The organism is Micromonospora sp. WMMD737, assembly GCF_049179055.1.
Taxonomy (GTDB): domain Bacteria; phylum Actinomycetota; class Actinomycetes; order Mycobacteriales; family Micromonosporaceae; genus Micromonospora; species Micromonospora reichwaldensis.
On record NZ_JBMHMH010000001.1, the window covers coordinates 1,864,864 to 1,891,540 of the forward strand.

Here is a 26,677-nt window from a genome sequence, read left to right on the forward strand (position 1 = left end):
ATTCGGCACCTGCAAGTCGAACGCCACCGACGAGAACACCGCACAACCACCCGCACCACGCGACGCCAACTCACCCGCCGCCCACCGCACATGATTCGCCAATCCCCGGTGCGACACCTGCACACCCTTCGGCCGACCCGTCGACCCCGACGTGAAAATCACATACGCCAACCCGTCGAGGTCGATCGGTCCGGGCAGGGCCGCGCGCAGGTCACCGTCGGCCGTGGCCTCCTCGGCGCCGTCGTCCACGATCTCGTCCACCCGGAGCACGTCGACCCCGGCGCCGGCGAACCGGTCCGCGTACCGCTGCGAGGTGACCGCGACCCGGGCACCCGCGTCGGCGAGCATCGCGGCGATGCGGCCCGGCGGGTACGACGGATCCACCGGCACGAACGCCGCACCCGCCTTCCACACCCCCAGCATCGACGCCACCAGCTCCACACCACGGTCCAGCAGCACACCCACCACCGCACCGGCACCCACACCCCGGGCCGCCAGGCGCCGCCCGATCACGGCGGCGCGGGCGTCCAGGCCCGCGAAGTCGACCGACCGGCCGCCCGGCTCGGACACGGCCTCCGCCGAGGGTGCCTCGGCCGCCCGCGCCTCGAACTCGGCGAGCACCGAACGCGACACCGGCGCCACCGCCGACGCCCCGTCGGCCAGCACCACCGACGCCTCACCCGCCGGCAGACACGTCACCGACGCGTCACCGTCCACGTCGGCCACCATCGCCTCCAGCACCGCCCGGTACATGCCGCCGAGGCGCAGGACGTTGGGGTAGCTGACCTGGTGCGGCCGGGCCAGGATGTTGAGCACCCCGCCGAGGGTGGAGACGTGCAGGCCGAACTCGCCGCTGGCCTCGTAGATGGCGTCCTCGAAGTCGACCCGCTCGGTGTCGACCTGCTCGAAGTCGAGGTAGTTGAAGAGGATCTCGATCGGCCGGCGTCCGTCGCCCAGACGCTGCACGGCCGGCAGCGGGTAGCGGCGGTGCGGCCACAGCTCCAGTTCCCCGGCGAAGGTGTTGCGGATCAGCTCCCGCCAGGTACGCGCGCCCGCGTCGTGCACGAACGGCAGCGTGTTCAGGTGCATCCCGTAGACCCGGTCGGCGCCGGTCACCTCGGGCCGGCCGTGGCTGACCAGCCCGCTGGTGAAGACGGGCTCGGCGGTGAGCTGGCTCATCACCTTGAGGTGCGCGGCCAGCAGCACGCTCTTCAGCGACGTGTCGGTACGGCTGGCCAGCTCGCGCAGGTCGTCCATCAGGTCGTGCAGGGGGACGCGGGTGCCGCACTCGTACTCCGGGACCGACTCGTCCTCGCCCCAGCCGGCGGGCAGTTCGAAGACCGGGCGGGAGACGACGCCCTGCCAGTAGTCGCGGTCCTCGTCCGACGCCAGCGCCTCGATCTCGCCGGCGACGAAGTCGGCGTAGCGGACCGGGGGCGCCTCGAACGCCGCCGGTGCGCCGGTGTCGCGCAGGCTGCGGTAGTTGTCGAGGATCTCCATGAGCAGCGAGTGGTGGCTCCAGCCCTCGAGGATGCCGTGCGACATGGTCAGCACGAACCACCACGTGTCGTCGCGGCCGGCCGCCCCGGCGATGCGCATCTGCGGGACCTGGTCGGGGGTGAACGGCCGGGACCGTTCGGCGGCCAGGTACGCCCGCAGCCGGCTCTCGGCCTCCTCGTCCGTGCCGTCGCGCAGGTCGAGCAGCGTGACGTCGACGGGCACCTCGGCGTGCACGAGCTGCATCGGCACCGAGTAGCCGGTCAGGTCGAACGACGTACGCAGGATCTCGTGCCGCTCCACGACGGTCCGTACGGCCCGGCGCAGCGCGTCGCCGTCGAAGGCGTGCTCGTCGCGGATCGGGAACGCCGACACGTTGTGGTAGGTGCGCCGCTCCGAGTCGGAGAGCGTCACCACCAGCATGGCGAGCTGCACCTGCGCGCACGGGTACGCGTCGGCGAGCCCGGCGGGCAGCGTGGCCCGGTCGGCGTCGTCGAGCAGGCTGAACGGGACGACGGCCCGGAAGGCGGGCGCTACCTCCGCGTCGTCCCCGCCGGAGAGGTGCGCGGCCAGGGCGGCGACGGTGCGATGCACGAAGACGTCCCGTACGGAGACGGGGTGGCCGGCGCCGCGCAGCGCGCCCACGAGCGCGATGGCGCTGATGGAGTGCCCGCCGAGGTCGAAGAAGCTGTCCCGGGTGCTGACCTGTTCGAGCTGGAGCACCTGGCCCCAGATCTCCGCCAGCCGCTCTTCCAGCTCGGTCGCCGGGGCGACGTGCTGCCGCTGCGCGGGCACCGCGGTGTCCCACAGGGCGGCGCGGTCGACCTTGCCGTTGGCGTTGAGCGGAATCGCCGCCACGGCGACGAACTCGGCCGGGACCATGTACTCCGGCAGGTGCTCGGCGCACCGCTGCCGGATCCGGTCCGCCAGCTCCGTGGCCGGCGCGACCGGGCGGTAGAACACCACGAGCCGGTCCGACTCGCCGACCAGGGCGACCGCGTCGCCGACGCCGTCGGTGCCCTCGACGACCGCTTCGATCTCGCCGAGTTCGATGCGGTAGCCGCGGATCTTCACCTGGTGGTCGACCCGCCCGACGAACTCCACCGCCCCGTCGGGCAGCCGCCGCACCAGGTCCCCGGTGCGGTACATCCGCGCCCCGGCCGCGGTTCCGGGCTCGTTGCCGGCGCCGGCTACGGCGAACGGGTCGGGCAGGAACCGCTCCGCCGTCAGCGCCGGCTGACCCGCGTAACCACGGGCCACACCCACGCCACCCACGTACAGCTCACCGACCACACCCACCGGAGCCAGATGCAGGTCCCGGTTCAGCACGTACATCGTCATGCCCGGCAGGGCACGACCGATCGGCACCACCGGACCCGCCTGCTCGGTCTCGACCGGGAAGATGCACGTGCCCACACTCGCCTCGGTCGGCCCGTACTCGTTGACCAACCCACCCGCACCCAACAACCCCAACCACCGGTTGGCGAGGGCCGCCGGCAACGCCTCACCAGCAACCACCACCACCGGCGCCAACGAACCCAACGCCTCATCCGACAACTGCCGACCAAGAATCTCCAGATGACCCGGCGTCAACTTCAAGAAACTGAACGGCCCCGACGACGCCAACACCGCACCCAACTCGGCCAGATCCACATCCTGACCCACCATCACCACACGCTGACCCGCCACCAACGGCGCCCACACATTCGGCACCTGCAAGTCGAACGCCACCGACGAGAACACCGCACAACCACCCGCACCACGCGACGCCAACTCACCCGCCGCCCACCGCACATGATTCGCCAACCCCCGGTGCGACACCTGCACACCCTTCGGCCGACCCGTCGACCCCGACGTGAAAATCACATACGCCAACTCGTCGAGACCCGTGGCGCGCACTGGCAGGGGCGCGTCCGTCTCGCCGATCTCCTCGACGCGCACCACCTCCACGTCGACCGGGGCGAACCGGTCCGCGTACCGCTGCGAGGTGACCGCGACCCGGGCACCCGCGTCGGCGAGCATCGCCGCGATGCGACCCGGCGGGTACGACGGATCCACCGGCACGAACGCCGCACCCGCCTTCCACACCCCCAGCATCGACGCCACCAACTCGGCGCCCCGGTCCAGCAGCACACCCACCACCGCACCGGCACCCACACCCCGGGCGGCCAGCCAGCGGGCGACCTGCCCGGCGCGGGCGTCCAGCTCCGCGAAGTCGATCCCCGCGCCGCCCGGCACCGACACCGCCTCCGCCGAGGGCGTCTCCGCGGCCCGCGCCTCGAACTCGGCCAGCACCGAACGCGACACCGGCGCCACCGCCGACGCCCCGTCGGCCAGCACCACCGACGCCTCACCCGCCGGCAGACACGTCACCGACGCGTCACCGTCCACGTCGGCCACCATCGCCTCCAGCACCGCCCGGTACATGCCACCGAGGCGGGCGACCTGCGGCACGCCGAGGTGGCGCAGATTGGCCTCCAGCGTGAGGAAGCCGAGCCGGCTGATCACGCCGAGCGGGAACTCGTTGGGGCTGTCGTCGATCGAGTCGGCGTAGTCGATCTCGTCGGTGTCGATCTGGTGGAAGTCGTGGAAGCTGAACCGGACGTCCAGCATCCGGCCGCCGTCGCCGACCTCCCGCTGGAGCACCGGCAGCGGGTACCGGCGGTGCGGCCACAGCTCCAGCTCCCCGGCGAAGGTCCGCCCGATCAGCTCCCGCCAGGTCCGCGAGCCCGCGTCGTGCACGAACGGCACCGTGTTCAGGTGCATCCCGTAGACCCGGTCGGCGCCGGCGACCTCGGGGCGGATGTTGGACACCAGCCCGGTGAAGAACGACCCCGACCCGGTGAGCTGGCTCATCACCTTCAGATGCGCGGCCAGCATCACCGACTTGAACGGCACGCCGGTCTCGCGGGCCAGCGCCCGCAGGCCCGGCTCCAGGTCGTGCAGCGGCACCCAGTGGTCGTACTGGGCGCCCTCGGCGGCGGTCGGGTCGCCCCATCCCTCGGGCAGCACGAACCGGTCCCGGCCGGCGACCCGGTCGTGCCAGAAGGCGCGGTCCGTCCCCTCGCCGGTGGAGCGCAGCTCGGCGGCGACCGCGTCGGCGAAGCGCACCGGCGGGGCGGGGCGGGGCTCGACCGGCAGGCCGTCGCGGATGCGGTGGTACGCGCCGACCAGCTCCATCATCAGCGAGTGGTAGCTCCAGCCGTCCATGATCGGGTGACACTCGGTGAGGGTGAGCCACCAGCTCCCGTCGGCGCAGACGCGCGCGTGCAGCCGGAACAGCGCCGGCTCGCCGAGGTCGAACATGTCGGCCCGCTCGGCGGCGATGAAGTCGCGCAGCTCCCGTTCCAGGCCGGCCCGGTCGGTGGCGCGCGCCCGGTCCATGCCGACCCGCATCTCGGCGGTGGCGTGCACGAGCTGCATCGGCACCGAGTAGCCGGTCAGGTCGAACGACGTACGCAGCACCTCGTGCCGCCGCACCAGCAGCGCGGCGGCCTCCCGGAACGCGTCGAGCGAGAACTCGCCGGCGTCGGGGATGCGGTAGGTGGTGGCGTTGAGGTAGTGGTTGTGCTCGTCGGCGAGCATCTCCGCGAGCATGCCGAGCTGCACCTGGGTGCAGGGGTACGCGTCGACGACGCCGTCGGGCAGCGCGGCCCGGTCGGTCTCGGAGATCAGCGCGAACGGCGCGACGGCCGGCTCCGGCGCGGCCGGCGCGGGGCGTCCGGTGAGGAATTCCGCCAGCTCGGCGATGCTGCGGCGCTCGAAGAGGTCGCGCACCTGCACGTCGAAGCCGGCGGCCCGGATGGCGGCGGCGAGCGCCACGGCGCGGATCGAGTCGCCGCCGACGTCGAAGAAGCCGTCCTCGACGCCGACCCGCTCCAGGCCGAGCAGTTCCGCCCAGATCGCGGCGAGCCGCTCCTCCACCTCGGTACGCGGCGCCAGGTAAGGCCGGTCGGTGGCGGTGACGGCCCGGTCGGGCGCCGGCAGGGCTCGCTTGTCGAGCTTGCCGTTGACGGTCAGCGGCAGCCGGGCCAGCGGGACGAACGCCGACGGGATCATGTACTCGGGCAGGGTGCGGGCCAGCGCCGCGCGCACCTGTCCCGGCCGGGGCAGCTCCGCCTGGTCGTCGACGACCGAGTACGCCACCAGCCGCCGGTCGCCGGGGGTGTCCTCGCGGACGACGACCACGGCCTCGCGCACCCCGGGCAGGGCCGAGATGGCGGCCTCGATCTCGCCCAGCTCGACCCGGTAGCCCCGGATCTTCACCTGGTCGTCGATGCGGCCGACGAACTCCAGGCTGCCGTCGGCGCGCCGGCGGGCCAGGTCGCCGCTGCGGTACAGGCGGGCGCCGGGCGGGCCGAACGGGTCGGGCACGAACCGCTGGGCGGTCAGCTCGGGCCGGTTCAGGTAGCCCCGGGCCACGCCGGGCCCGCCGACGTGGATCTCGCCGGTGACGCCGACCGGGACCGGGTTGCCGTACGGGTCGAGCAGGTGGATGCTCAGGTCTGCCAGCGGCACGCCGACCGGGTTGGCGGTGCCGGCCAGGTCGTCGGGGCGCACCTCGTAGTAGGTGGCGTGCACGGTGATCTCGGTGATCCCGTAGAGGTTCAGCAGCCGGGGCGCGGCCAGCCCGCGCCGGGCCACCCAGGGGCCGAGGTCGCCGTACTCCAGCTTCTCGCCGGCGAAGATGACCGCGCGCAGCGCGAGCCGGTCGATGCGGGGGTCGCCGTCGCGGGCCAGCCCCACCAGGCCGCGGAAGGCCGTCGGGGTCTGGTTGAGCACGGTGACCTGCTCCTCGACCAGCAGGTCGAGCAGGTCGCCGGGGGAACGGGTGACCTCGCGGGGCACGATCACCAGCCGGCCGCCGTGCAGCAGCGCGCCCCACAGTTCCCACACCGACACGTCGAAGGCGTACGAGTGGAACAGCGGCCACACGTCGGCGGGGCCGAAGTTCAGCTCGTCCTGCGCCACGGTCGTCAGGCGCAGCACGTTGGCGTGGGTGAGGAAGACGCCCTTGGGGCGGCCGGTCGACCCGGAGGTGTAGATGACGTAGATCAGGTTCTCGGGGTCGACGGCGACGCCCGGGTCGGCGCCGGGGCGCCCAGCGATCTCCCCGGCGTGCCCGGGGTCGTCCAGCACCACCACGGCGCCGTCGAAGTCGGCGAACCGCGCCCGGTGGGCCTCGGTGGTCACCACGATCCGCGCGCCCGCGTCGGTGAGCATGAAGTCGAGCCGGTCGGCGGGGACGCCGGGCTCCACCGGCAGGTACGCCGACCCGGACTTCAGCACGCCCAGCAGGGTGGAGACCAGCTCCGCGCGGCGGTCCAGGCAGACCGCCACCAGCCGCTCCGGGCCGGCGCCGAGGGCCCGCAGGTGGTGCGCCAGCCGGTTCGCGGCGGCGTCCAGTTCGGCGTACGTCCAGCGTCGCGCGCCGTCCACGACGGCGGTCGCGGCGGGGTGGGCGGCGGCGGTGGCGGCGAAGACGCCGTGCACGGTGCCGGTCACCGGCGTGGCGGGGCGGGCCGGGGCGGGCGTGGCCGCCGCCAGTTCCGCGTCGTCGAGGAGCCGCAGCGCGGAGATCCGGGCGTGCGGGTCGGCCCCGACGTGCTCCAGCAGCCGGCCGAGGTGGTCGGCCATCCGCCGCACGGTGGCGTCGTCGAACAGCGCGGTCGCGTACTCCAGGTGCCCGCGCAGCCGGCCGTCGGCGCCCTCGACGACGTGCAGTTGCAGGTCGACCTTGGCGACCCGGGTGGGCAGCCAGAGCGTCTCGGCGGCGAGGCCCGCCGGCCAGGTGCCGCCGGGAGCGTCGTCGCCCAGGGTGAAGGCGACCTGGTAGAGCGGCGTGCGGGACAGGTCCCGCTCTGGTTCGAACTCGTCGACCAGCAGCGCGAACGGCACGTCGGCGTGGGCGAAGGCGTCGCGCACCGTGGCGCGGGTGCCGCGCAGCAGGTCGGCGAAGGTGGGGTCCCCCGTCCAGCTGCCCCGCAGGACGAGGTTGTCGATCCCGTACCCGACCAGGTTGCGCAGCTCGGCGCGGTCGCGCACGGACGTCACGCTGCCCACGGGGATGTCGGTGCGGCCGGTGTAGCGCGCCAGCAGCGCCTGGAAGGCGGTGAGCAGGGTGACGAAGAGGGTGGTCTCCGCGCCACGGGCGATCTCGCGCAGCGCGGCGGAGAGGTCGGCGGAGAGCGCGAACGGCACCGAGGCGCCCCGCCAGTCACGCACGCGGGGCCGGGGCCGGTCGGCCGGCAGCTCCAGCGGGGCGATGCCGGCGAGGCGGTCGCGCCAGTGCTCCAGGTGCCGCTCCAGCGGTTCGCCGCGCAGCCGGTCGCGCTGCCACGCCGCGAAGTCGGCGAACTGCACGGCCGGCGGCGCCAGCGGCGAGGACTCGCCCCGGACGTACGCGCCGTACAGCTCGCCCAGGTCGCCGAGGAGCACCGCCGTGGAGGGCGCGTCGCAGGCGATGTGGTGGATCACCAGCACCAGCAGGTGCTCGGCCTCGGCCAGGCGCAGCAGCGTCGCCCGTACCGGCCACTCGGTGGCCAGGTCGAAGCCGGTGGCGGCCAGCTCGGTCATCAGCGTGGTGGCCCGGTCCTCCCGCTCCGCCGCCGGCACGGTGGTCAGGTCGACCAGCGGCAGCTCCTGCGGGCGGGGTTCGTCGACGACCTGCACCGGCGTCAGGTCGGCCATCGCGTACCGGGTGCGCAGGATCTCGTGCCGGGCGATCAGGGCGTCCCACGCCCGGGCCAGCGCGGCCCGGTCCAGCGGGCCGCGCAGCCGCAGCGCCGAGGAGACCAGGTACTCCGGGCTGGTGGGGTCCAGCCGGTTGAGGAACCACATCTGCTGCTGACCGAAGGAGAGCGGCAGGTCGCCCGAGCGGTCGACGGTCGGGATCCCGGCCCGTCGACCGGCGGCCCGGCCCGCCAGCCGGCGTTGGACGAGCGACTCGCGCAGGTTGGGCTGGTTCGCGGTCGAGGTCATGCCTGGTGCTCCTTGGTCTGCCGCAGGTCTTCGGTCAGGTCGGCGTCGGAAAGCGCGTCCACCTCGGCCCGGATGAGGTCCTCCACCGCGCCCGCCATCGCCTCGACGGTCGGGTGCTCGAAGACGAGCCGGAGCGACACGTCGAGGTCGAACTCCTCCTGGAGGCCGGCGACCAGCCGGCCCGCCAGCACGGAGTGCCCGCCCATGGCGAAGAAGTTGTGCCGCACGCCGACGGGCACGCCCAGCAGGTCGCTCCAGAGCGCGCAGAGGCGTTCCTCGACGACCGTGCGCGGCGCGACGAGGCCGTCCCCGGTGCCGGCGACGCCGGTCGACACGGCGTCGGAGAGCAGGCCGAGCAGGGCGGCGCGGTCCACCTTGCCGTTGGCGTTGAGCGGGATCTCGGCCACCGGCACGAGCAGGCTCGGCGTCATGTAGTCGGGCAGCAGCCGGGCGCAGTGCGCGGCCAGGTCGGGCGCCTCGCCCCGGTGGAAGGCGACCAGCCGCTCCTCGTGAACGATGACCGCGCACCGGGTCACCCCGGGGTGCTCCTCGACGACGGCGCGGATCTCGCCGAGTTCGATGCGGTAGCCGCGCACCTTCACCTGGTCGTCGACCCGGCCGACGAAGTCCATCACCCCGTCCGGGCGCATCCGGACCAGGTCCCCGCTGCGGTACAGCCGGCTGCCCGGCGGCCCGTACGGGTCGGGCACGAACTTCTCCGCGGTCAGGTCCGGCCGGCCGGCGTACCCGGTGGCCAGGCACTCCCCGCCGATGTACAGCTCGCCGACGACCCCGAGCGGCAGCAGCCGCAGCACGTCGTCGAGCACCCGGACGGTGGTGTTCGCCATCGCCCGGCCGATCGGCACGATGTCGGTCGTCTGCGGCGTGCGCACCGGGTGGGCCGTCATGATGACGGTGGTCTCGGTCGGCCCGTAGCTGTTGGTGAGGCCACCCGGCCCGAGCCGGTCCAGCCACCGGTTGGCGATCTCCTTGCGCAGCGCCGCGCCGGCCGTCCAGATCAGGCCGGAGAGCTGACCCGCCTGCTCGTCGTCGAGCTGCTCGGTGAGCAGTTCCAGGTGCGGCGGGGTCATGATGAACCGGTCGAACGGGCCGGCCTTGACGAGCAGGCCGCCCAGCTCGGCGATGTCGAGGGCGGCGGGGAGCAGGGTCACCGACTGACCCGAGACCAGCGGGCTGAACAGGTTGGGGATGGACAGGTCGAAGGCGATGGTGGTGAACAGCGGCGCGCCGTCGCCCCGTCCCCCGCGCGGCCCCCGGTCGCCCCGGGCCTCGGTCTCGACGGCGCAGGCGAGGAAGTTGGACACCGCCCGGTGCGGCAGCGCCACGCCCTTGGGGCGGCCGGTCGAGCCGGAGGTGAACAGCACGTAGGCCGTCTCCTCCGGGTCGGTGTCCCGGTCCGGCCGGTGGGTGGGGCCGGCGCAGACCATCAGCCGGTGGGTGTCCACGTGCAGGGTCGGCACGGTGAACCTGGGCGCGTACGCCGCCTGGGTGACGCCCAGCTCCACGTCGGCGGTGGCGAGCATGTGCCCGATCCGCTCGGCGGGGTACGACGGGTCGAGCGGCAGCACGGCCGCGCCCGCCTTCCAGGCGCCGAGGATCGCCGCGACCAGGTCGACGCCCCGGTCCAGCAGCACGGCCACCACCGCGCCCCGGGCGACGCCCGAGCGCCGCAGGTGGTGGGCGAACTGGTTGGCCCGGTCGTCCAACGCGGCGTAGGTGGTGGTGAGGTCGCCGTGCCGCAGCGCCACCGCGTCCGGCGTGCGGTGCCGCTGGGCCTCGAAGAGGTCGCAGACGGTCGCGGCGGAGCGGGGCACGGTGGGCCCGTGCACCTCGTGCAGGAGCACATGGCGCTCGCCCGGCGAGAGCAGGTCGAGGTCGTCGAGCGGGGTGCCCGGCTCGGCCACCGCCGCGGCCAACAGCCGGACGAAGTGCTCGGCCATCCGCCGCACGGTCGGCTCGTCGAACAGGGCGGTGGCGTACTCCAGGCTGCCGGCCAGGGTGCCGTCGGGGCGGGGCCAGACGTGCATCGTGAGGTCGGTCTTGGCGATCCGGGCCGCCCGGCGCAGGGCGTCCAGCAGGGCCTCGTCGTCGGTCGACTGGCCGGTGATGCCGCCCTCCTGGGCGTTGAGCATCACCTGGTAGAGCGGGGTGCGGGAGAGGTCGCGGGTGTCGACGAGGTCGTCGACCACCCGCTCGAAGGGCAGGTCCTGGTGGGCGAGGGCGGCCAGGGTCCGGGAGCGCACGGCCCGCAGGGCCGCCTCGAAGGGGGCGGCCGGGTCCAGGGTGCAGCGCACCACCACGGGGTTGAGGAAGACCCCGGCGATCTGTTCCGCCTCGGCGGGGCGTCGACCGGAGGTGGGCGCGCCGACGGCGACGTCCCACTGCCCGCTGTAGCGGGCCAGCAGCGTGGCGAAGCCCGCCAGCATGGTCATGAACGGGGTCGCCGAGCAGCGCCGGCCCAGCGCGGTCAGCTGCTCCGCGAGCTGCGCCGGCACCTCGAACTCGACGTGCGCCCCGCGCGGGTCGCGCTCGGCCGGCCGGGGCCGGTCCAGCGGGAGGGTCAGCTCGGGCACCCCCGCCAGGTGCTCGCGCCAGAAGCCGAGTTCGCGCTCGACCCGGTCGTCGGTGAGGTACCGGCGCTGCCAGGCCGCGTAGTCGGCGTAGTGCACCGTCAGCTCCGGCAGGTCGGGCTCCCGGCCGGCGGCGCCGGCCGCGCAGAGTTCCCGCAGGTCCCGCTCCAGGACCCCGGCGGTGGTCGCGTCGGAGGCGATGTGGTGCAGCGCCACCAGCAGCAGGTGGTCCGCCCCGGCCGAGGTGACCAGGGTGGCCCGCCACAGCGGCCCGGTGCGCAGGTCGAAGCCCTGGCCGAGCTGCGCGTCGACGAGGTCGACGAGCGGGGCCTCGGTCGCGTCGCGGATCGCGAGGTCGACAGGGCCGGGCGGGTCAATGCGCTGGTGCGGCTCGCCGTCGTGGGTCAGGTAGCGGGTGCGCAGCGCCTCGTGCCGGGCCTCGAGCGCGGTCAGCGCCGCCCGTACGGTGTCGGGGGTCAGCGAGCCGGGCAGGCGCAGGTAGAGCGGCACCACCCACTCGGGGCTGCCCGGGTGCAGCTGGTCCAGCAGCCACAGCCGCCGCTGGGCCGGGGAGAGCGGCAACACGCCGGTGCGGGGCACCGGGACCACCGCCGGCGTCGCGGGGTCGCCGTCGGTCAGCAGGGCGGCCTGCGCCTCGACGGTGCTCGCGGCGAGCAGCTCCCTCAGCTCGACGCGCACGCCGGACTCGGCGGCGAGGCGGCTGGCGAGGCGGACGGTCACCAGCGACGACCCGCCGAGCTGGAAGAGGTCGTCGTGCACCCCCACCCGGTCGACGTCGAGCAGCTCCTGCCAGAGCCGGGCGACCAGGCGCTCGGCGTCGGTGCGCGGGGCCAGGTAGGCCGTGCGGTCGGTGCTCTCGACGGGCGGCAGCGCGGCCCGGTCGACCTTCCCGCCGGTGGTCAGCGGGAACTCCGCCACCGGGACGAACACGGCCGGCACCAGGGCGTCGGGCAGCCGGTCGGTCAGGAAGGCCCGCAGCTCCGTGCTGCCCAGGGGGCGTCGGCTGGCGACGTACGCGGCCAGCCGGGGGCTGCCGCCGGGCTCGGCGAAGCCGACGACGACCGCCCGCCGGACGTCCGGGTGGGCGGCCAGGGCGGCCTCCACCTCGCCCGGCTCGATGCGTACCCCATTGATCTTGAGCTGGTCGTCGGCGCGGCCGACGAACTCCAGGCTCCGGTCCGAGCGCCACCGGACCTGGTCGCCGGTGCGGTAGAGCCGCGCGCCGGGCGGCCCGTACTCGTCCGGCACGAACCGCTCCGCGGTCAGGTCGGGCCGGTGGAGGTACCCGCGGCCGAGCCCGGCCCCGCCCACGTAGAGGTCGCCGACCACGCCGATCGGCACCGGCCGGCGGTTCGCGTCCAGCACCTGGAGGCGGAGGTTCTCCAGCGGCCGGCCGATCGGCACCGGCCCGGTGCGCTGGGCGAGGTCGACCTGCTGGGCGGTCACGTCGATGGCGCACTCGGTCGGGCCGTAGGTGTTCCAGACCCGCGTCCCGGGCGCCACCGCCAGCCGCTGGCACAGCTCGGCGTGCAGCGGCTCGCCGGCGGAGAAGACCAGCCGCAGCGAGGTGCACCTCGGCCAGTCCGGCTCCTCCGTCACCAGTTGCAGCACCGACGGCACGCCCTGGAGCACGGTCGCCTGGGACCGGACGACCGCCGCCACCAGGGCCGCCGGGTCGCGCTCGGCACCATCCGGCGCGAGCGCCACCGTCGCCCCGCAGATCAGCGGGGCGAAGAACTCCCAGCCGGCCGCGTCGAAGCTCACCGCGGTCTTCTGCAACACCCGGTCCGCCGGCGACAGGCCGTGCTGCCGGACCGTCCAGGCCACCCGGTTGCCGATGGCCCCGTGGGTGACGACCACGCCCTTGGGCCGGCCGGTCGACCCGGAGGTGTAGATGACGTACGCCGCGTTGTCGGGGTCGATGCGGACCGGTGGCGCGGTGTCCGGTCCGGCCGCGATCCGCGCCCGGTCGGCGTCCAGGCAGACCACGTGCGACGGCCCGGCCAGGGCGTCGTCGCGCAGGTCGGTCTGGGTGAGCACGACGTCCACCCCGGTGTCGGCGACGATCCACCGGCGCCGGTCCACCGGGTGCGCCGGGTCCAGCGGCAGGTACGCGCCGCCGGCCCGCCACACCCCGAGCAGGGCGACCACCAGGTCGACCCCCCGGCGCAGGTACACGCCGACCGTCGACTCCGGACCGACGCCCAGCCCGACCAGGTGCCGGGCGAGCTGGTTGGCGCGCCGGTCGAGTTCGGCGTAGCCGACCCGTACGTCGCCGGCGAGCACCGCGGTCGCGTCGGGCGTCGCCGCGGCCTGGCGGGCGATCAGGTCCGGCAGGACGACGGGACCGACCGTGCCCGCTCCGGCGGCCGGCAGGGTGGACAGAGGGGTGCTCATCGGGGTGCTCCTCCGGGATGGGGGGTCGATCGCGGACGGCCGGGGGTCACGCCTGCCGGGGGCCCGTCAGACGGACGCGCCGTCCATGCGCAGGCGCAGGCTCTTCGGCCGCATGTCGGTCCAGAGCTCGTTGATCCGGCTGAGGCACTCGTCCCGGGTGCCCTCGGTGCCCTCGGCCCGCCAGCCGGCCGGCAGCGCCCGGTCGCTCCACCAGATCGAGTACTGCTCCTCGTCGTTGAGCACCACCAGGTAGCTGCGGTCGTCGTCGCTCATGTTCTCTCCCTCGTGGGTCGCGCGGTCGCCACGGCGGCGGCCGGTACGGGTGTGAAGTCGTCGATCCGCACGCCGAGGCCCCGCTCGGCCGCCGTGCGGCGGACGTGTTCGGCCAGGGCGATGTCCAGCACGCCCAGCCCGAACGGCGAGACCACCACCGGTCCGTCGCCCGGGGGCAGCGCCGCACCGCCGGCGAGCTGGCCGATGGTGGCGTGGATGAAGTCCCGGCCACCGGTGAGCTGCTCGGTGAGGTGCAGCGAGGTGCGCTCGCGGCACACGTGGTCGGGGTCGTCGACGACGTTGCGGGCCGACAGGATCGCCTCGGGGTGCAGGTCCCGCAGCGACAGGTGCAGCACCACGGTCCCCGGCTGGCAGGCGGTCAGCCCCAGGTGGGGTTCGCTGGCGGTGGTGGCTATCGAGACCAGCCGGTGGGCGGCCAGGGCCTGCTCGGCGCTCGCCGCCACGCTGATCGTGGTGGCCGGCAGCAGGGCCGCCGCGCGGGCGGCGAACGCCTCGGCCCGGCGCGGGTCGGTGTCGTGCAGCACCAGCGAGGCCGGCGGGGTCAGGGCCACCGTCAGGAAGCGCAGCACCTGCTCGTTGATCAGCCCGCAGCCGATCAGCGCCAGGCCGTCCGGGCGGCGCTCGGCGGTCAGCAGCTGCGCGGCGAGGGCCGCGCCGGCCGCGGTGCGCCGGGCGGAGACGACCGATCCCTCGATCACCGCCTCGGGCTGGCCGGTCTCCAGCGAGTTCAGCACGATGGCGGCGCTGGCGCGGTCCAGGCCGCGCTCGATGTTCGCCGGGAACGAGGAGATCCACTTCATGCCGGCGGCCGGCGGGTCGGCGCCCAGGTAGGCGGGCAGCCCGATGATCCGGTTGCGGGCGTCGTCGGGGAAGCGCAGGAAGACCGAGTGCGGCACGCTGGTGCGGCCCTGCTCGTGCAGGAGGTACGCCTGCCGGACGAGGTCGATGACCCGGGCCTCGTCGCCGTCGAGCACGTCCCGGACCACGGCATGGCCGATGATCAGCATTTTTCGCCCTTCCACAGGTGGCTGACCTCGCCGAACTGTTCGGTCACCCAGCGATCGGAGTAGATGGTGTCGAGGTAGCGGTCGCCGTTGTCCGGGAAGATCAGGACGCTGGTGCTCCCGGCGGGCAGGTCCGCCATCCGGCGCCGCAGCGCGGCCACCGTCGCCCCGGAGGAACCGCCGGCGAGGATGGCCTCCCGGACCGCCAGCAACCGGCAGCCGACCACGCAGTCGAGGTCGGAGACGTGCAGCACCTCGTCCGGCCGGGCGTTGGCGGCCAGCGGCGGCACCACCGAGGCGCCGTGCCCGGGGATCAACCGGGGCGCGGGCGGGTGGCCGAAGATCGCGCTGCCGACGGCGTCGACCGCGACGATCCGGGTGCGGTGGCCGTTCTCGCGCAGGTAGTCGGCGCAGCCGACCAGGGTGCCGCAGGTGCCGGTGGAGCAGAACAGGTAGTCGACCCGGCCGTCCAGCTCGGTCATGATCTCGGCCATGGTCTGCCGCTGGGCGCGGGCGTTGAGCGGGTTGGTGTACTGGTCCGGGCGGTAGGCGCCGGGCACGGTCTCCACCAGCTCGCGCACCCGGCGGCGCCGGACCGCGAGATATTCGCCGGTCACCGGGTCGGGGTGCTCGATCATGTCGATCTCGGCCTGGTACGCGGCCAGCACCGCCAGGTTCTGCCGGGTGGTCTTCGGGTCCACCACGCAGATGAAGCGGATCCCGAAGTACGCGCAGATCTGGGCCAGGCCGATGGCGAGGTTGCCGGAGCTGGACTCCACCACCACGGACCGTCCCGGCACCAGTTCGCCGGATTCGATCTTTCCGCGCAGCATGTTCAGCGCGGCCCGGTCCTTGATGCTCCCGCCCGGATTGAACTGTTCGAGTTTCGCGTACGCCCGGACGGGAAATTCGGGAAACAACCGGTCCAGGCGCACCAGGGGCGTGTTGCCGACCGTGGAGAGAATTCCCTGATCCATTTCAACCCCCTCTCCGGGCTGACGGAAGGTCGCCCGCAACCGCCGTGCGGGCGCTGTGCGGCACCCGTCGACGACGGGCGCCGGATGACCGGGGTGCTCAGCTCATGCCGAGTTCGAGCAGCATCCGCTCGTCGACGTCGCCGGCCAGGCGGGCGTCGGCCACCGTCGCGGCCGGGTCGGCGCAGGCCGCGCCGAGCAGGGCCAGGTACTGGTCGAAGAGCCGCTCGACGGTGGCGCGGTCGAGCAGGTCCCGGTCGTAGTTGAACTCGGTACGCAGGGCCAGGTCGGGCAGCTGGTGCACCGTCACGGCGAGGTCGAACTGCCCCTCGTCGTACGGCACCACCAGCTGGCGGACCCGGTGCCCGACGAATCCGTTGCTGGTGTCCGACAGGGTGTCGCCGTGCTGCCGGGTGAGCAGCGTGATGGTGACCCGTACCAGCGGGTCCCGGTCCCGGCGGGCGGCCTGGACCAGGGGGAACGGGTAGGCGGCGCGTGCCACGCCGTCCGAGAGCTGGCGTCCCGCGGCGGCGATCGCCGCCCCGAACGTGGTGCCCGGGGTGAACGACGACCGCAGCACGACCGGGTTCACCAGCATCCCGACGACCTCCCGCAGCGCCCGCCCCCGCCGCAGCGAGACCGGGCAGCCGATGGTGAACTCGCCCTGCCCGGTGCACCGGTGCAGCAGCGCCTCGAAGACGCCGAGCAGGACCGCGAACGGGGTCACCGCCAGGGTGGCGGCCGTGGCGCGTACCTGCCGGGAGATGTCGTCCGGCAGCATCCGGGCCACGGACGCGCCCCGGTACGAGCGGGTGGCGGAGCGCGGCCGGTCGGTGGGCAGGGTGGCGGCGGTGGCGCCGGCACAGGTGCGGGCCCAGTGCTCGGCCAACTCGGCGCGCCGGGGCCCGGCCAGCATGACCTGCTCGCGGGCGACGAACTCGTCGTAGCTGGGCCGCGTCGGCCAGTCCACCGTGTCCCCGCCCCGACCGGCCCGGTACGCGTCGCCGAGGTCCCGCCAGATCAGGTACTGGGAGAGCCCGTCGGTGGCGATGTGGTGGATGACCAGCACCAGCGCGCAGTCCGTGCCCCGCCGCAGCAGCACCGCCCGCAGGGGGCCGTCCTGTTCGAGCCGGAGCGGCTGCTCGCCGACGGCGTGGATGAGCGTACGCAGGGTTTCGTCGTCCACGTCGCCGACGTCGCGGACCTCGATCGTGCCCGAGCCGACCGGGTCGACGAGCCGCACCGGTCCTGCCCCGGTCTCGGCGAACCGGGACCGGAGCAGGTCGTGCCGAGCCTGGACGGCGACGAGGGCGGCCCGCAGCACGTCGGTGTCGAGGACCGGCTCGGCGAGCACGGCCGTCACCACGTTGCTGGTCGAGCTCTCGGGCGCGAGTCGGTACAGCGCCCACTGCGCGGCCTGACCGACGGACAGCTCCCGGGCGTCCCCGTCGCCGGCGTTCACTTGGCGCCGAGCACGAAGTCGGTGAGGTCCCGGACCCGGACGAAGTTGCCGACCTCCTCGTCCGGCACCTCGATGTCGAAGTGCATCTCGGCGGCGCCGAGCAGGTCGACCAGCTTGAGCGAGTCGAGGCCGAGGTCCACGAAGGTGTCGTCGGCGGAGATCGGCCGGTCCGGCTCCTCGGTCATCAGCTTGCGGGTCAGCTGCTCGACGTCGGCGGCCACCTGGTCAACGGTCATGTCAGTGTCCTTTCGGGAGGGTGTTCAGGGCATCCGGACGATCTGACCGGCGTAGGCGAGGCCGGCGCCGAAGCCGAGCAGCAGCGCCTTGTCGCCGGGCTTGGTACGGCCGCTCTCGTGCAGCCGGCTCAGCGCGAGCGGCACCGAGGCCGCCGAGGTGTTCCCCGTGTCGATCACATCGCGGGCTACCTTCTCCTCGGGGATCTCCAGGATCTCGGCGAGCTGCTCGATGATCCGCAGGTTCGCCTGGTGCGGCACGAACCAGTCGATCTCCGACAGGTCGATCCCGGCGCGGGCGCAGGCCTCCCGGGCGACCGGGGGGATGTTCTTGGTGGACCACCGGTAGACCAGCGGCCCGTTCATCGAGGCGTACTCCTTGCCGTCCTTGGCCCACTTGGTGCCGAGGATCGGGGCCCGCCGGCCGTCGCTGCCCCACACCACCGGGCCGATGCCCTCGGTCCCGGAGCGGGAGATCACCGCCGCGCCCGCGCCGTCGCCGAAGATGACGTACGTCGCCGGGTCCTCGGGGTCGATGAACTCGGTGAGGTGCTCGGCGCCGACGACCAGCACATTGCGCGCCTCGCCGAGCCGGACCGCGTTCGACGCGACCGACACCGAGTAGGCGAAGCCCGCGCAGGCGGCGTTCAGGTCGAAGGCGCCGGTGGCGGGGATGCCGATCCGGTGTGCGACCTCCGGCGCGCCGCCCGGGATCCGGTCCCGCTTGGTGGCGGTGGCCAGGATGAGCAGGTCGACCTCGGAGGGGTCGACGTTCGCCATCGCCAGCGCCTTCGCGCCGGCCTCGGCCGACATCATCGGCACGGTCTCCCCGGGACCGGCGGCGTGCCGGGTCTTGATGCCCGTGCGCTCCTCGATCCACTCCGTCGTCACGTCCGTACGCAGTGCGATGTCCGGGTTGGTGACCACGCGGGTGGGCCGATAGGCGCCGAGCCCGGTGATCGCCGAACCGAAGATGCTCGACATCGTTCTCCCTTCGTCAACCCGGCCGGCAGCCGTGTCGAGGACTGCCGGGAGAAAGGCTCGGGCAGCCGCCTCATAGCTTCTCTACATATCGACGCGGCATAGGAATGCCATAGCCGGCGGCGGAAGTCTGCCCCGGGCACGGACCGCCGAGGCCCGAAGGCCGAGCGAGAAGGTCCAGGATGAGAGACTTCACTGACAGGGTGGCGGTGGTCACCGGCGCCGGCTCGGGCATCGGCCGCGCGCTCGCCGTCGAGCTGACCGCCCGGGGCGCCCGGCTCGCCGTCTCCGACGTGGACGACGAGGGACTTCGGGAGACCGTACGGCGCTGCGCGGGCCGCGACGGCCAGGTGCGCGGATACCGGTTGGACGTGACGGACCGGGCCGCGGTGCTGGCGCACGCCGAGCGGGTCGAGGGCGACTTCGGCCGCGCCGACCTGGTCGTCAACAACGCCGGGGTGACCCTGCTCGCCTCGGTCTCCGACGGCACGTGGGAAGACCTCGAATGGGTCATGAACGTCGACTTCTGGGGAGTCGTGCACGGCACCCGGGCGTTCCTGCCGCTGCTGGCGGCCTCGCGGGGTCACCTGGTCAACGTCTCCAGCGTGCTGGGGCTGGCCGGTGCGCCGATGCAGAGCGGGTACAACGCCGCCAAGTTCGCCGTCCGGGGCTTCACGGAGGCGGTGGCGCAGGAGCTGCGGGCCGACGGGGTGCCGGTCGGGGTGAGCTGCGTGCATCCCGGCCGGATCAGGACGAACATCATGCGCAACGCCCGCAACGACGGGTTGCGCGACTACCAGGCGGTCCGGGAGCACTTCGAGCGCTCAGTGGACGTCACGGCGGAGCAGGCCGCCCGCGCCATCCTGCGCGGGGTGGCCCGCAACCGGGCCCGGATCCTGGTCGGGGCGGACGCCTACCGCACCGAGATCCTGACCCGGCTGCTCGGACCGTGGTACCCGAGGCCGGCCGCCGGCCGTGGCCGGCGGCCGGTCACATCGACAGGCCGCCGTCCACGGTGACCACCTGACCGGTCAGGTAGGACGCCCGGGAGGAGAGCAGGAACGCCACCACGTCGGCGATCTCCTCGCTGCGCCCGAGCCGGCCCAGGGCCACCCGGTCCCGGGCGATCGCGCCCAGCTCGTCGGAGAGGGCGGCGATCATGTCCGTGTCGACGTAGCCGGGCGCCACCACGTTCGCCCGGATGTCGTACCGGCCGACCTCCTTGGCCAGCGCCTTGGTGAAGCCGATGATCCCGGCCTTGGAGGCGGAGTAGTTCGTCTGCATCGCGTTGCCGGCCACCCCGGACACCGAGGAGACCGTGACGATCGACCCCCTGCGCCGGCGCATCATCCGGCGGACCACCGCGCGGCAGACGTGGTAGGTGCCGTCGAGGTTCACCTCCATCACGGAGCGCCAGTCGGCGTCGGCCATCAGGGCCAGCGGCCGGTCCCGGATGATCCCCGCGACGGTGACCACCGCCTCGGGGTCGCCCAGCTCCCGCTCGGTGGTCGACACGAAGTTCCGCACCGCGGCGGGGTCGGCGACGTCGACCGCCAACGCCAGCACGCGCCCGCCGTCTCCGGCCGCCTCCGCGACGACCTCGTCGGCGGCGTCCTTGCTGGACTGGTAGCACATGGCCACGTCGTAGCCGTCGCGGACCAGCCGCAGCACCACCGCCCGGCCGATCCCCCGGGAGCCGCCGGTGACCAGGGCGACGGGCCGCCCGCCGGCGCTCACCGCGCCGCCCCGGAAGCCACCGGGGCCGGCTCGGCCGGCTGCGCGGGGGCCACCGCGTGGGGCTCCCGGGTCGCCGCGTCGAGGGACGCGCGCAGGGACTCCACCGACCGCATCGCACCGACCAGGCGGCCCACCCGCAGCACCACGGTGGACCCGACGACGCTCTCGCCGGTGACGAAGGCGGTGTCGGCGACCAGCCGGGTCATGGTGACGTGGTGCTCCACCGTCTCCCCCGGCAGCACCGGCCGGCCGAACCGGATGCGCTCGAAGACCCCGGCCACCGGCACGCCGTCGGTCAGCACGTCCGGCATCGGCCGGTCGTGCCGGATGAGCACGAGCGCCGCCTGCCCCCAGGACTCCAGCAGCAGCGACATCGGCAGCGGCCGGTCACCGGTGACGGTCAGCGAGCCCACCAGCCGCCGCCGGGGCACCAGCTCGGTGACCCGGTCGACCAGCAGCATCGGCGGCCGGTGCGGAATGATCCGCCTGATCTCCTCGATCCCCATCATGGTGCGCACTCCTCGCTCGCGTAGCGCAGCAGCACCTCGGCGACCGGCACTGCGGCGGCGGCGACCTCGCCCCGCCACAGGTCGCCGCTGCGGCGGATGGTCACGACGAGTTCGTCGTCGCCCCGGAAGGGCAGCAGGAAACGGCAGCTGACGATCTCGGCCAGCGTCAGCTCGGGGGCCGCGGCGCGGACCGCCCGGTGCACGAACTCGAAGATGTGGACCCCGGGCAGCAACGGAAATCCCGGGTAGTGGCCGGCGAAGACCGGATCGCCGAGGTCGGGGCGGATCCTGGCCACGATCGTGTCGGATGCGACGTGCTCCACGTCGATGGGAACGGCCGTCGCGCAGTCGGCCGATGTCAGGGCGTTCACCAGGCCACCATGGGCCCAGCGGCTATATCTTCTCTACTGTCCCGGCCCGCCGCGCGCCCGGCGGCGCTGGTCACGGCGGGCAGGGGCGCGCGCCGGCCGCGCCCCGGCTCCGGGCGCGGCCGAGAGGGTCGGGACCGGCGTCGGGTCAGTTCCCCACCGCGCTCAGCGCCCCGGCGCCCGCCACCAGCACCCGGTCGGCCTGGTCGGCCTTCTCCCGGGCGAAGACGCGCACGAGGTCGTGGAAGCGGAACCGCTGCCGCCGGCCGCCGTCGGACTCGACGATCTCCAGCAGCCGGGCGTCGACCAGGTTCTCCCCCACCTCCTCGCCGGCGTGCCGGGACACGCCCAGCACCTCGGCGGTGCACCAGCTGGGGAAGGCCGGCGTGCGCAGCAGCGCCAGCCGGCGCAGGGCGAGCTGGCCCAGGTCGGCCAACTGGTGGTAGCTGCTGTCCAGCCGCTCCCGGACGTCCATCGAGCCCAGCCGGAGCTCGTCCAGCCGGTACCGCTCGTCGGCGAGCCGGTCCGCCAGGTACCCGAGCGACCAGTGCGGGCGCGCCAGCAGTCGGGATCCGGCGACCCGGACGCCGAGCGAGAGCCGACCGCACAGCTCGACGATCCGGCCGGCCGCGTCGGCCTCCTCGGCGACCCGCTGCGCCCCGATGATCCGACCGAGCAGCGCGAGTGCCTGCTGCCGGTCGAGGGTGCCGACCTCGATCGACGTGGCGCCGGCCAGCTCGGGCATGCGCAGCCGGCTGGTGACGATGACCTGACAGCCGGGGTCGCCGGGCAGCAGCGGGCTCACCTGCGCGTAGCCCGCGGTGCCGTCGAGCATGACCAGCAGCCGCCGGCCGGCGAGCTGGCTGCGGTAGAGCCGGACCCGCTCGTCGAGCCCCTTCGGGATCGCCGACTCGGCGTGGCCGAGGCTGCGCAGGAACCAGCCGAGCACGTCGTACGGCTCGACGGGGTTGCCGCTCGCGCGGCCGAGGTCGGCGTAGAGCTGGCCGTCGGGGAAGGCGGTCCGGGTGAGATGCGCCGCGTGCAGGGCGAGCGTGCTCTTGCCGACGCCGGCCATCCCGGTGACCACGGCGACCGGCGGGCAGGCCCTCGGCTCGGCGGTCAGCACCCGGAGCAGCCCGGTGAGCTCCTCCTCCCGGCCGGCGAAGTCACCGACGCCGGGCGGGAGCATCGCGGGCCGCACGCCGTGCCAGCTCGGCTCCGCGACTACCGCTGGGGCCGGCGGGCCGGCGAGGATCGACCGGTACGCCTCGGTGAGCAGCGGCCCCGGGTCGACGCCCAGTTCGTCGGCGAGCACCCGGCGGCCCTCGTGGTAGGCGGCCAGCGCGTCGGCCTGCCGGTCGCAGTGCAGCAGAGCGGTCATCAGGTGGCCCCGCAGCCCCTCGTGCAGCGGGTGCTCGGCGACGAGCTGGGTGATCTCAGGGACCAGCCGGACGTGGCGTCCCAGCCGCAGGTCGGCTTCGATCCGGCTCTCCAGGACCGCCATCCGCAGCTCCGCCATCCGGTGCGACTCGGCCGTCACGAGGTGTTCCGTCACGTTGGACAGCGCGGGGCCGCGCCACAGCGACATGGCGGCGTGCAGCCGCTCGGCGGCCTCGGCGTACCGCCCGTCGCGCAGTGCCTCCCGACCTGCCTCGGCCAGGCGCTCGAACTCGTCGAGATCGAGCCGGGCGGCGCCGGTCCGGATCTGGTAGCCCGACCACTGCCGGACGATGTCCACCTCGGCCCCGAGGTACTTGCGCAGCCGCGAGACGTAGTTGTAGAGCTGGGCGGCGAAGGTGGCCGGCGGGCGCTCCCCCCAGAGCAGCTCGCACAGCCGGGTGTCCGGCACGGTACGCCCCCCGGCGAGCAGCAACGCCGCGAGCACGGTGCGCTGCTTCGCACCGTCCAGCGCCACCTCCGAGTCACCCTTCCAGGCCCCCACCGGCCCGAGTACCCGAAACTCCATCCTGGCTCCGTTCATCACGCCGCCCCGGGTAGAACAGTCGCCCGAAGACTCATCGGCGCCGGCAGCGTCCACATGCGTGGGCGGCACTCAATTTCCCGCCGGCGTCACGCTGACCGTTCAATTGATCACCGATCGTGACTAGGATGGGGTGGTTCGCACGTGGAGCGAGGAGCCGCCGCCGGCCCGGCCGGTCGCGCCGGCCGCTGACCTGGGCGGGCCCGCGCGCACCGGCGTGGCCAGCAACGGGGCAGGAATGTGAGTAGTTTCCACTCATGAACTCCGCGCCCCGCTCTGGCACCGTGCAACGGTGACCTCGACTCCCCTGGCCGGCGCCACCGATCACGCCTGCTCCGGCGTACGGCTGGCCCCGCACTGGTGGGCCTCGGGGCTCGCGCTGCACGAACGCGCGCCGGGCCTGGCCGTCGGCGCGCCCGGCCGACGCCCCGCCGGCGCCCCGCACGACGCGGCCGGCACGGACCGCACGGACACCGCGGACGGCACGGGCGCCGCCGGCCCCACGCGCGGCGCAGCCGGCACGGCCACCCGCGGCCCTGACGGCACGGACAGCATGGGCGGCGCAGACGGCACAGGCAACACTGACGGCGCCGGAAACGCCGACGGCGCGGACGCCGCCGGCCGGCGGCTGGCCCGGTGGCGCGACGGGCACGGGCCGGGCCTCGGGGCGCGGCTCGCCGAGGTCGGCCTGGACGAGGCGGCGCTGCGCGACCTGCTGGCCGAGGACCGGGCCGCGCTCGCCGCCAGGACGACCCGCCCGGCGTGGGCGGAGACCGTCGAGGCGGCCCTGGCCGCCGCGGCCGTGCCGCGGCGGCCGGCCGGGGAGGCGGACTGGCGGGCCGCCCTCACCGCACCCCTGCGACCGTTCGTGGACGTCGCCACCGACCGGTTCCTCGGCGGGGCCCGGCGGATCGCGACGGAGAGAACGGTCGACCTGGCCGCCCTCACCGACCAGTTCGCCGCCGCACTGGGTCGCCGCCTGCTCGCCGTCGCGGCCCGCACGCTGGTCTCGGAGCTGCACCGACGCCGGGCGGCCGGCCGGCTCGCCGGCGCCGACGGCCGGGCCCGCTTCGCCGACTTCGTGGCCCAGCTCTGCGACCCCGCCGGGCTGGCCGAGCTGGTCGACCGCTATCCCGTGCTGGCCCGCCTGCTGGCGCAGGCCGGCACGGCGGCCGCCCGGTCCGGGCTCGAACTCCTGACCCGGTTCGTCGCCGACCGCGACGACCTGGTGGGCACCCTGCTCGGCGGCGACGACCCCGGCCCGCTGGTCGCGGTCGGCAGCAACCTGGGCGACGCCCACACCGGTGGCCGCACGACAAGCGTGCTGCGCTTCGCGGACGGCCGACGCGTCGTCTACAAGCCGCGCGACCTAACCTCCCAGGTCCGCTTCACCGCGTTCGTCGACTGGCTGGAGCAGCAGGCACCGGGGCTGGGGCTGCGCGGGGTCGCCGCCCTGACGCGGCCGGGCTACGGCTGGTCGGAGTACGTCGACGCGACGGCGCTGCGCCACCCGGGGCAGGCGGACGGGTTCTACCGCCGGCAGGGCGCCCTGGTCGCGCTGCTGCACGCCCTGCACGCCACGGACATGCACTACGAGAACCTGATCGCCGCCGGCGACACACCGGTCGTGGTGGACACCGAGACGCTCTTCCACCCCGCGCTGGGCGAGCCGGTGGGCACCGGCGACCCGGCCGCGGACCTGCTGACCGCCTCGGTGCACCGGACCGGCCTGATACCGGTGATCGTCGTGGGCGACCAGGGGGCGATGGACCTGTCCGGCGTCGGCGGCGACCGGGGCGGGACCGCGCCCGTCAGCGCGCTCGACTGGGCCGACCCGGGCACCGACCGGATGCGGCTGACCCGGCGGGCCGTCGACTTCGCCGGCGGCCGCAACCGACCCCGCGTCGGCGACGCCCTGGTCGATCCCGGCGCCCACGAGCCCGCGCTGCGGGCGGGGTTCCGGCAGGCGTACGAGACGATCCGGGCGCACCGCCGGGAGTTCACCGAACTCGTCGCGTCGTGCGCCGACGTCCCGGTACGGCTGGTCGCCCGGCCCACGTCGGCGTACCACACCCTGCTCACCGAGACCACCCACCCGGACGTGCTCGGCGACGCGCTGGAGCGGGACCGCGCGTTCGGCGTCCTCTGGTCCAGCGTGGCCGGACACCCCTTCCTCGCCCAGTTCCCCCGGCACGAGACCGCCGCGCTGTGGGCGGGCGACGTCCCGCTGTTCGAGGGCACTCCGGGCAGCCGGACCGCCCGGGTCGCCGGGGGCGGCGGGGGCGGCGAGCCGCTGCCCGTGCCGCTGGCCCGCTGCGGGCTCGACGCGGCGCTGGGCAAGATCGCGGCGCTCGGCGAGGCCGACCGGCGGCACCAGGAGTGGATCGTCGCGGCGACGCTGGCGACCCGGCGCCCGGCCGACGGCCGGCACGTCGGCGCACCGACGTCCCGGCCGGTCGCGGACGCCGCCGCGTCGCCGGAGCGCCTGCTCGCCGCGGCGTGCGCGCTGGCCGACGAGATCCAGGCCCGGAGCGTGAGCGGCGCGGACCGGGTGAACTGGCTCGGCCTGGAGCTGGTCGACGACCGGCAGTGGCTCGTCCTGCCGATGGGGGCCGGGCTGGCGAACGGGCACCTCGGGGTCGCCCTCTTCCTCGGCCAGCTCGCCGCGGTGACCGGCACCGCCCGCTACGCCGAGCTGGCCCACCGGGCCGTCGCCGGGGTGCCGGGGTTGTTCCAGCTGCTCGACGCGCGCCCGGACCTGGTCGCCGCGATCGGCCCCGGCGGGCTGTACGGCCTCGGCGGCATCGCGTACGGGCTCGCCCGGCTGTCCACCCTGCTCGCCGACCCCGGGCTCGCCGGGCAGGCCCGCGCGGCGGTCGACCTGGCCGCCGCCGCCAGCGCGGGCTCGGCGGCCGTGGCCTGGGCCGACGGCGGCGCGGGCTGTCTCGCCGCCATGGACGCGGTGCACGCCGAGCTGGGCCACGCGCCGGCGGCGTCACTCGCCCGGGGCTGGGCCGACCGGCTCGTGGACGCGATCGAGCGGGACGAGCTGCCGACGGGGGTGGGCTTCGCCGACGGGGTGGCCGGCATCGGCTGGGCGCTGGGCCGCCACGCCCGCACCGGTGGCGCCCGGTACGCGCGGGCGGGCCGGCGTGCGCTGCGCCGGGCCGGCACCCCCGCCGGCGACGGGGCGGCGGGGTACGGCTGGTGTCGCGGCGCCGCCGGCCTGACGCTCGCCCACCACGCCCTCGCCCCCGACGAGGCGGTACGCCTGCCCGCCGACCGTCCGCTGCTCGACGACCTCAGCCTCTGCCACGGCGAGCTGGGCGTCGTGGAGGCGACGGCTGTCCTCGACGGTGGCGCGGCCCGGCGACGTGCCGGCCGGGTCCTGGACGCCGTCGACCGGTACGGGGCGTCCTGCGGGACCCCGGGCAACGTGCCCACCCCCGGTCTGCTCACCGGCCTCGCCGGCATCGGGTACGGGCTGCTCCGGCTCTCCGGGGCCGGGCCGGTGCCGTCGGTGCTGCTGCTGGAACCGACCCCTGAACCGCGAAGCTCGGGTTGAGGACCGCCGGGCGACCGACGACGATCTCCAGAGGAGCCGCCAGCTCCGGAAACGACCCACGAAGTCACCAACAGGAGGAATG

Annotated in this window: 14 protein-coding genes (1 of these 14 cut by a window edge); 2 read left to right on the plus strand and 12 right to left on the minus strand. The window is 74.5% G+C overall.

Annotated elements, in window-relative coordinates; translation table 11 throughout:
* From ACN27A_RS07340 to ACN27A_RS07375, 8 genes are all read right to left on the minus strand, one after another.
* On the minus strand, positions 1–8,478 hold the start of the coding sequence (locus ACN27A_RS07340; RefSeq protein WP_421450617.1) for a non-ribosomal peptide synthase/polyketide synthase. It extends 14,934 nt beyond the left edge of the window; 8,478 of the gene's 23,412 nt are visible here — the first part of the coding sequence; its start codon is at positions 8,476–8,478; the stop codon falls past the left edge of the window.
* The gene (locus ACN27A_RS07345; RefSeq protein ID WP_421450618.1) at positions 8,475–13,487 is read right to left on the minus strand and encodes an amino acid adenylation domain-containing protein; all 5,013 of its coding nucleotides are present in this window, start codon (positions 13,485–13,487) and stop codon (positions 8,475–8,477) included. Before ACN27A_RS07345 ends, ACN27A_RS07340 begins: the two co-directional genes overlap by 4 nt.
* 66 nt (positions 13,488–13,553) lie before the next feature.
* Positions 13,554–13,760, minus strand: a complete 207-nt coding sequence (locus tag ACN27A_RS07350) for an MbtH family protein (protein WP_121401347.1) — start codon at positions 13,758–13,760, stop codon at positions 13,554–13,556.
* Complete coding sequence (gene sbnB / locus ACN27A_RS07355; protein WP_421450621.1) at positions 13,757–14,788, minus strand: 2,3-diaminopropionate biosynthesis protein SbnB; 1,032 nt, start codon at positions 14,786–14,788, stop codon at positions 13,757–13,759. The genes ACN27A_RS07350 and sbnB overlap by 4 nt, the downstream gene beginning before the upstream one ends.
* On the minus strand, positions 14,782–15,762 hold the full coding sequence (gene sbnA, locus ACN27A_RS07360) for a 2,3-diaminopropionate biosynthesis protein SbnA (RefSeq protein ID WP_421450623.1): 981 nt from the start codon (positions 15,760–15,762) through the stop codon (positions 14,782–14,784). The genes sbnB and sbnA overlap by 7 nt, the downstream gene beginning before the upstream one ends.
* A gap of 97 nt (positions 15,763–15,859) precedes the next feature.
* Positions 15,860–17,221 (minus strand): condensation domain-containing protein, encoded by a 1,362-nt coding sequence (locus tag ACN27A_RS07365; protein ID WP_421450625.1) that lies wholly within the window; start codon positions 17,219–17,221, stop codon positions 15,860–15,862.
* Positions 17,218–17,457, minus strand: a complete 240-nt coding sequence (locus tag ACN27A_RS07370; protein ID WP_132240744.1) for an acyl carrier protein — start codon at positions 17,455–17,457, stop codon at positions 17,218–17,220. Before ACN27A_RS07370 ends, ACN27A_RS07365 begins: the two co-directional genes overlap by 4 nt.
* Positions 17,458–17,481: 24 nt before the next feature.
* Entirely contained in the window at positions 17,482–18,438 is a 957-nt protein-coding gene (locus tag ACN27A_RS07375; protein ID WP_132240743.1) for a beta-ketoacyl-ACP synthase III, read from the minus strand.
* A gap of 179 nt (positions 18,439–18,617) precedes the next feature.
* On the opposite strand from ACN27A_RS07375, the gene ACN27A_RS07380 reads away from it, so the two are divergent.
* A complete protein-coding gene (locus tag ACN27A_RS07380) occupies positions 18,618–19,454 on the plus strand; it encodes an SDR family NAD(P)-dependent oxidoreductase (RefSeq protein WP_421450628.1) in 837 nt (278 codons plus the stop codon).
* Here ACN27A_RS07380 and ACN27A_RS07385 read toward each other — a convergent pair.
* From ACN27A_RS07385 to ACN27A_RS07400, 4 genes are all read right to left on the minus strand, one after another.
* On the minus strand, positions 19,426–20,172 hold the full coding sequence (locus tag ACN27A_RS07385; RefSeq protein WP_132240741.1) for an SDR family oxidoreductase: 747 nt from the start codon (positions 20,170–20,172) through the stop codon (positions 19,426–19,428). The two genes, ACN27A_RS07380 and ACN27A_RS07385, sit on opposite strands and share 29 nt — an antisense overlap.
* On the minus strand, positions 20,169–20,681 hold the full coding sequence (locus tag ACN27A_RS07390; protein WP_421450631.1) for a 3-hydroxyacyl-ACP dehydratase FabZ family protein: 513 nt from the start codon (positions 20,679–20,681) through the stop codon (positions 20,169–20,171). The genes ACN27A_RS07385 and ACN27A_RS07390 overlap by 4 nt, the downstream gene beginning before the upstream one ends.
* Entirely contained in the window at positions 20,678–21,052 is a 375-nt protein-coding gene (locus ACN27A_RS07395; RefSeq protein ID WP_421450634.1) for a hypothetical protein, read from the minus strand. The genes ACN27A_RS07390 and ACN27A_RS07395 overlap by 4 nt, the downstream gene beginning before the upstream one ends.
* 145 nt (positions 21,053–21,197) lie before the next feature.
* Positions 21,198–23,015 carry a BTAD domain-containing putative transcriptional regulator gene (locus ACN27A_RS07400; RefSeq protein WP_421450637.1) on the minus strand — a complete coding sequence of 606 codons (1,818 nt, stop codon included), beginning with the start codon at positions 23,013–23,015 and terminating at the stop codon, positions 21,198–21,200.
* A gap of 307 nt (positions 23,016–23,322) precedes the next feature.
* Here ACN27A_RS07400 and lanM point away from each other — a divergent pair, with 307 nt between their 5' ends.
* Complete coding sequence (lanM, locus tag ACN27A_RS07405) at positions 23,323–26,595, plus strand: type 2 lanthipeptide synthetase LanM (protein WP_421450640.1); 3,273 nt, start codon at positions 23,323–23,325, stop codon at positions 26,593–26,595.
* Positions 26,596–26,677 lie beyond the last annotated feature (82 nt).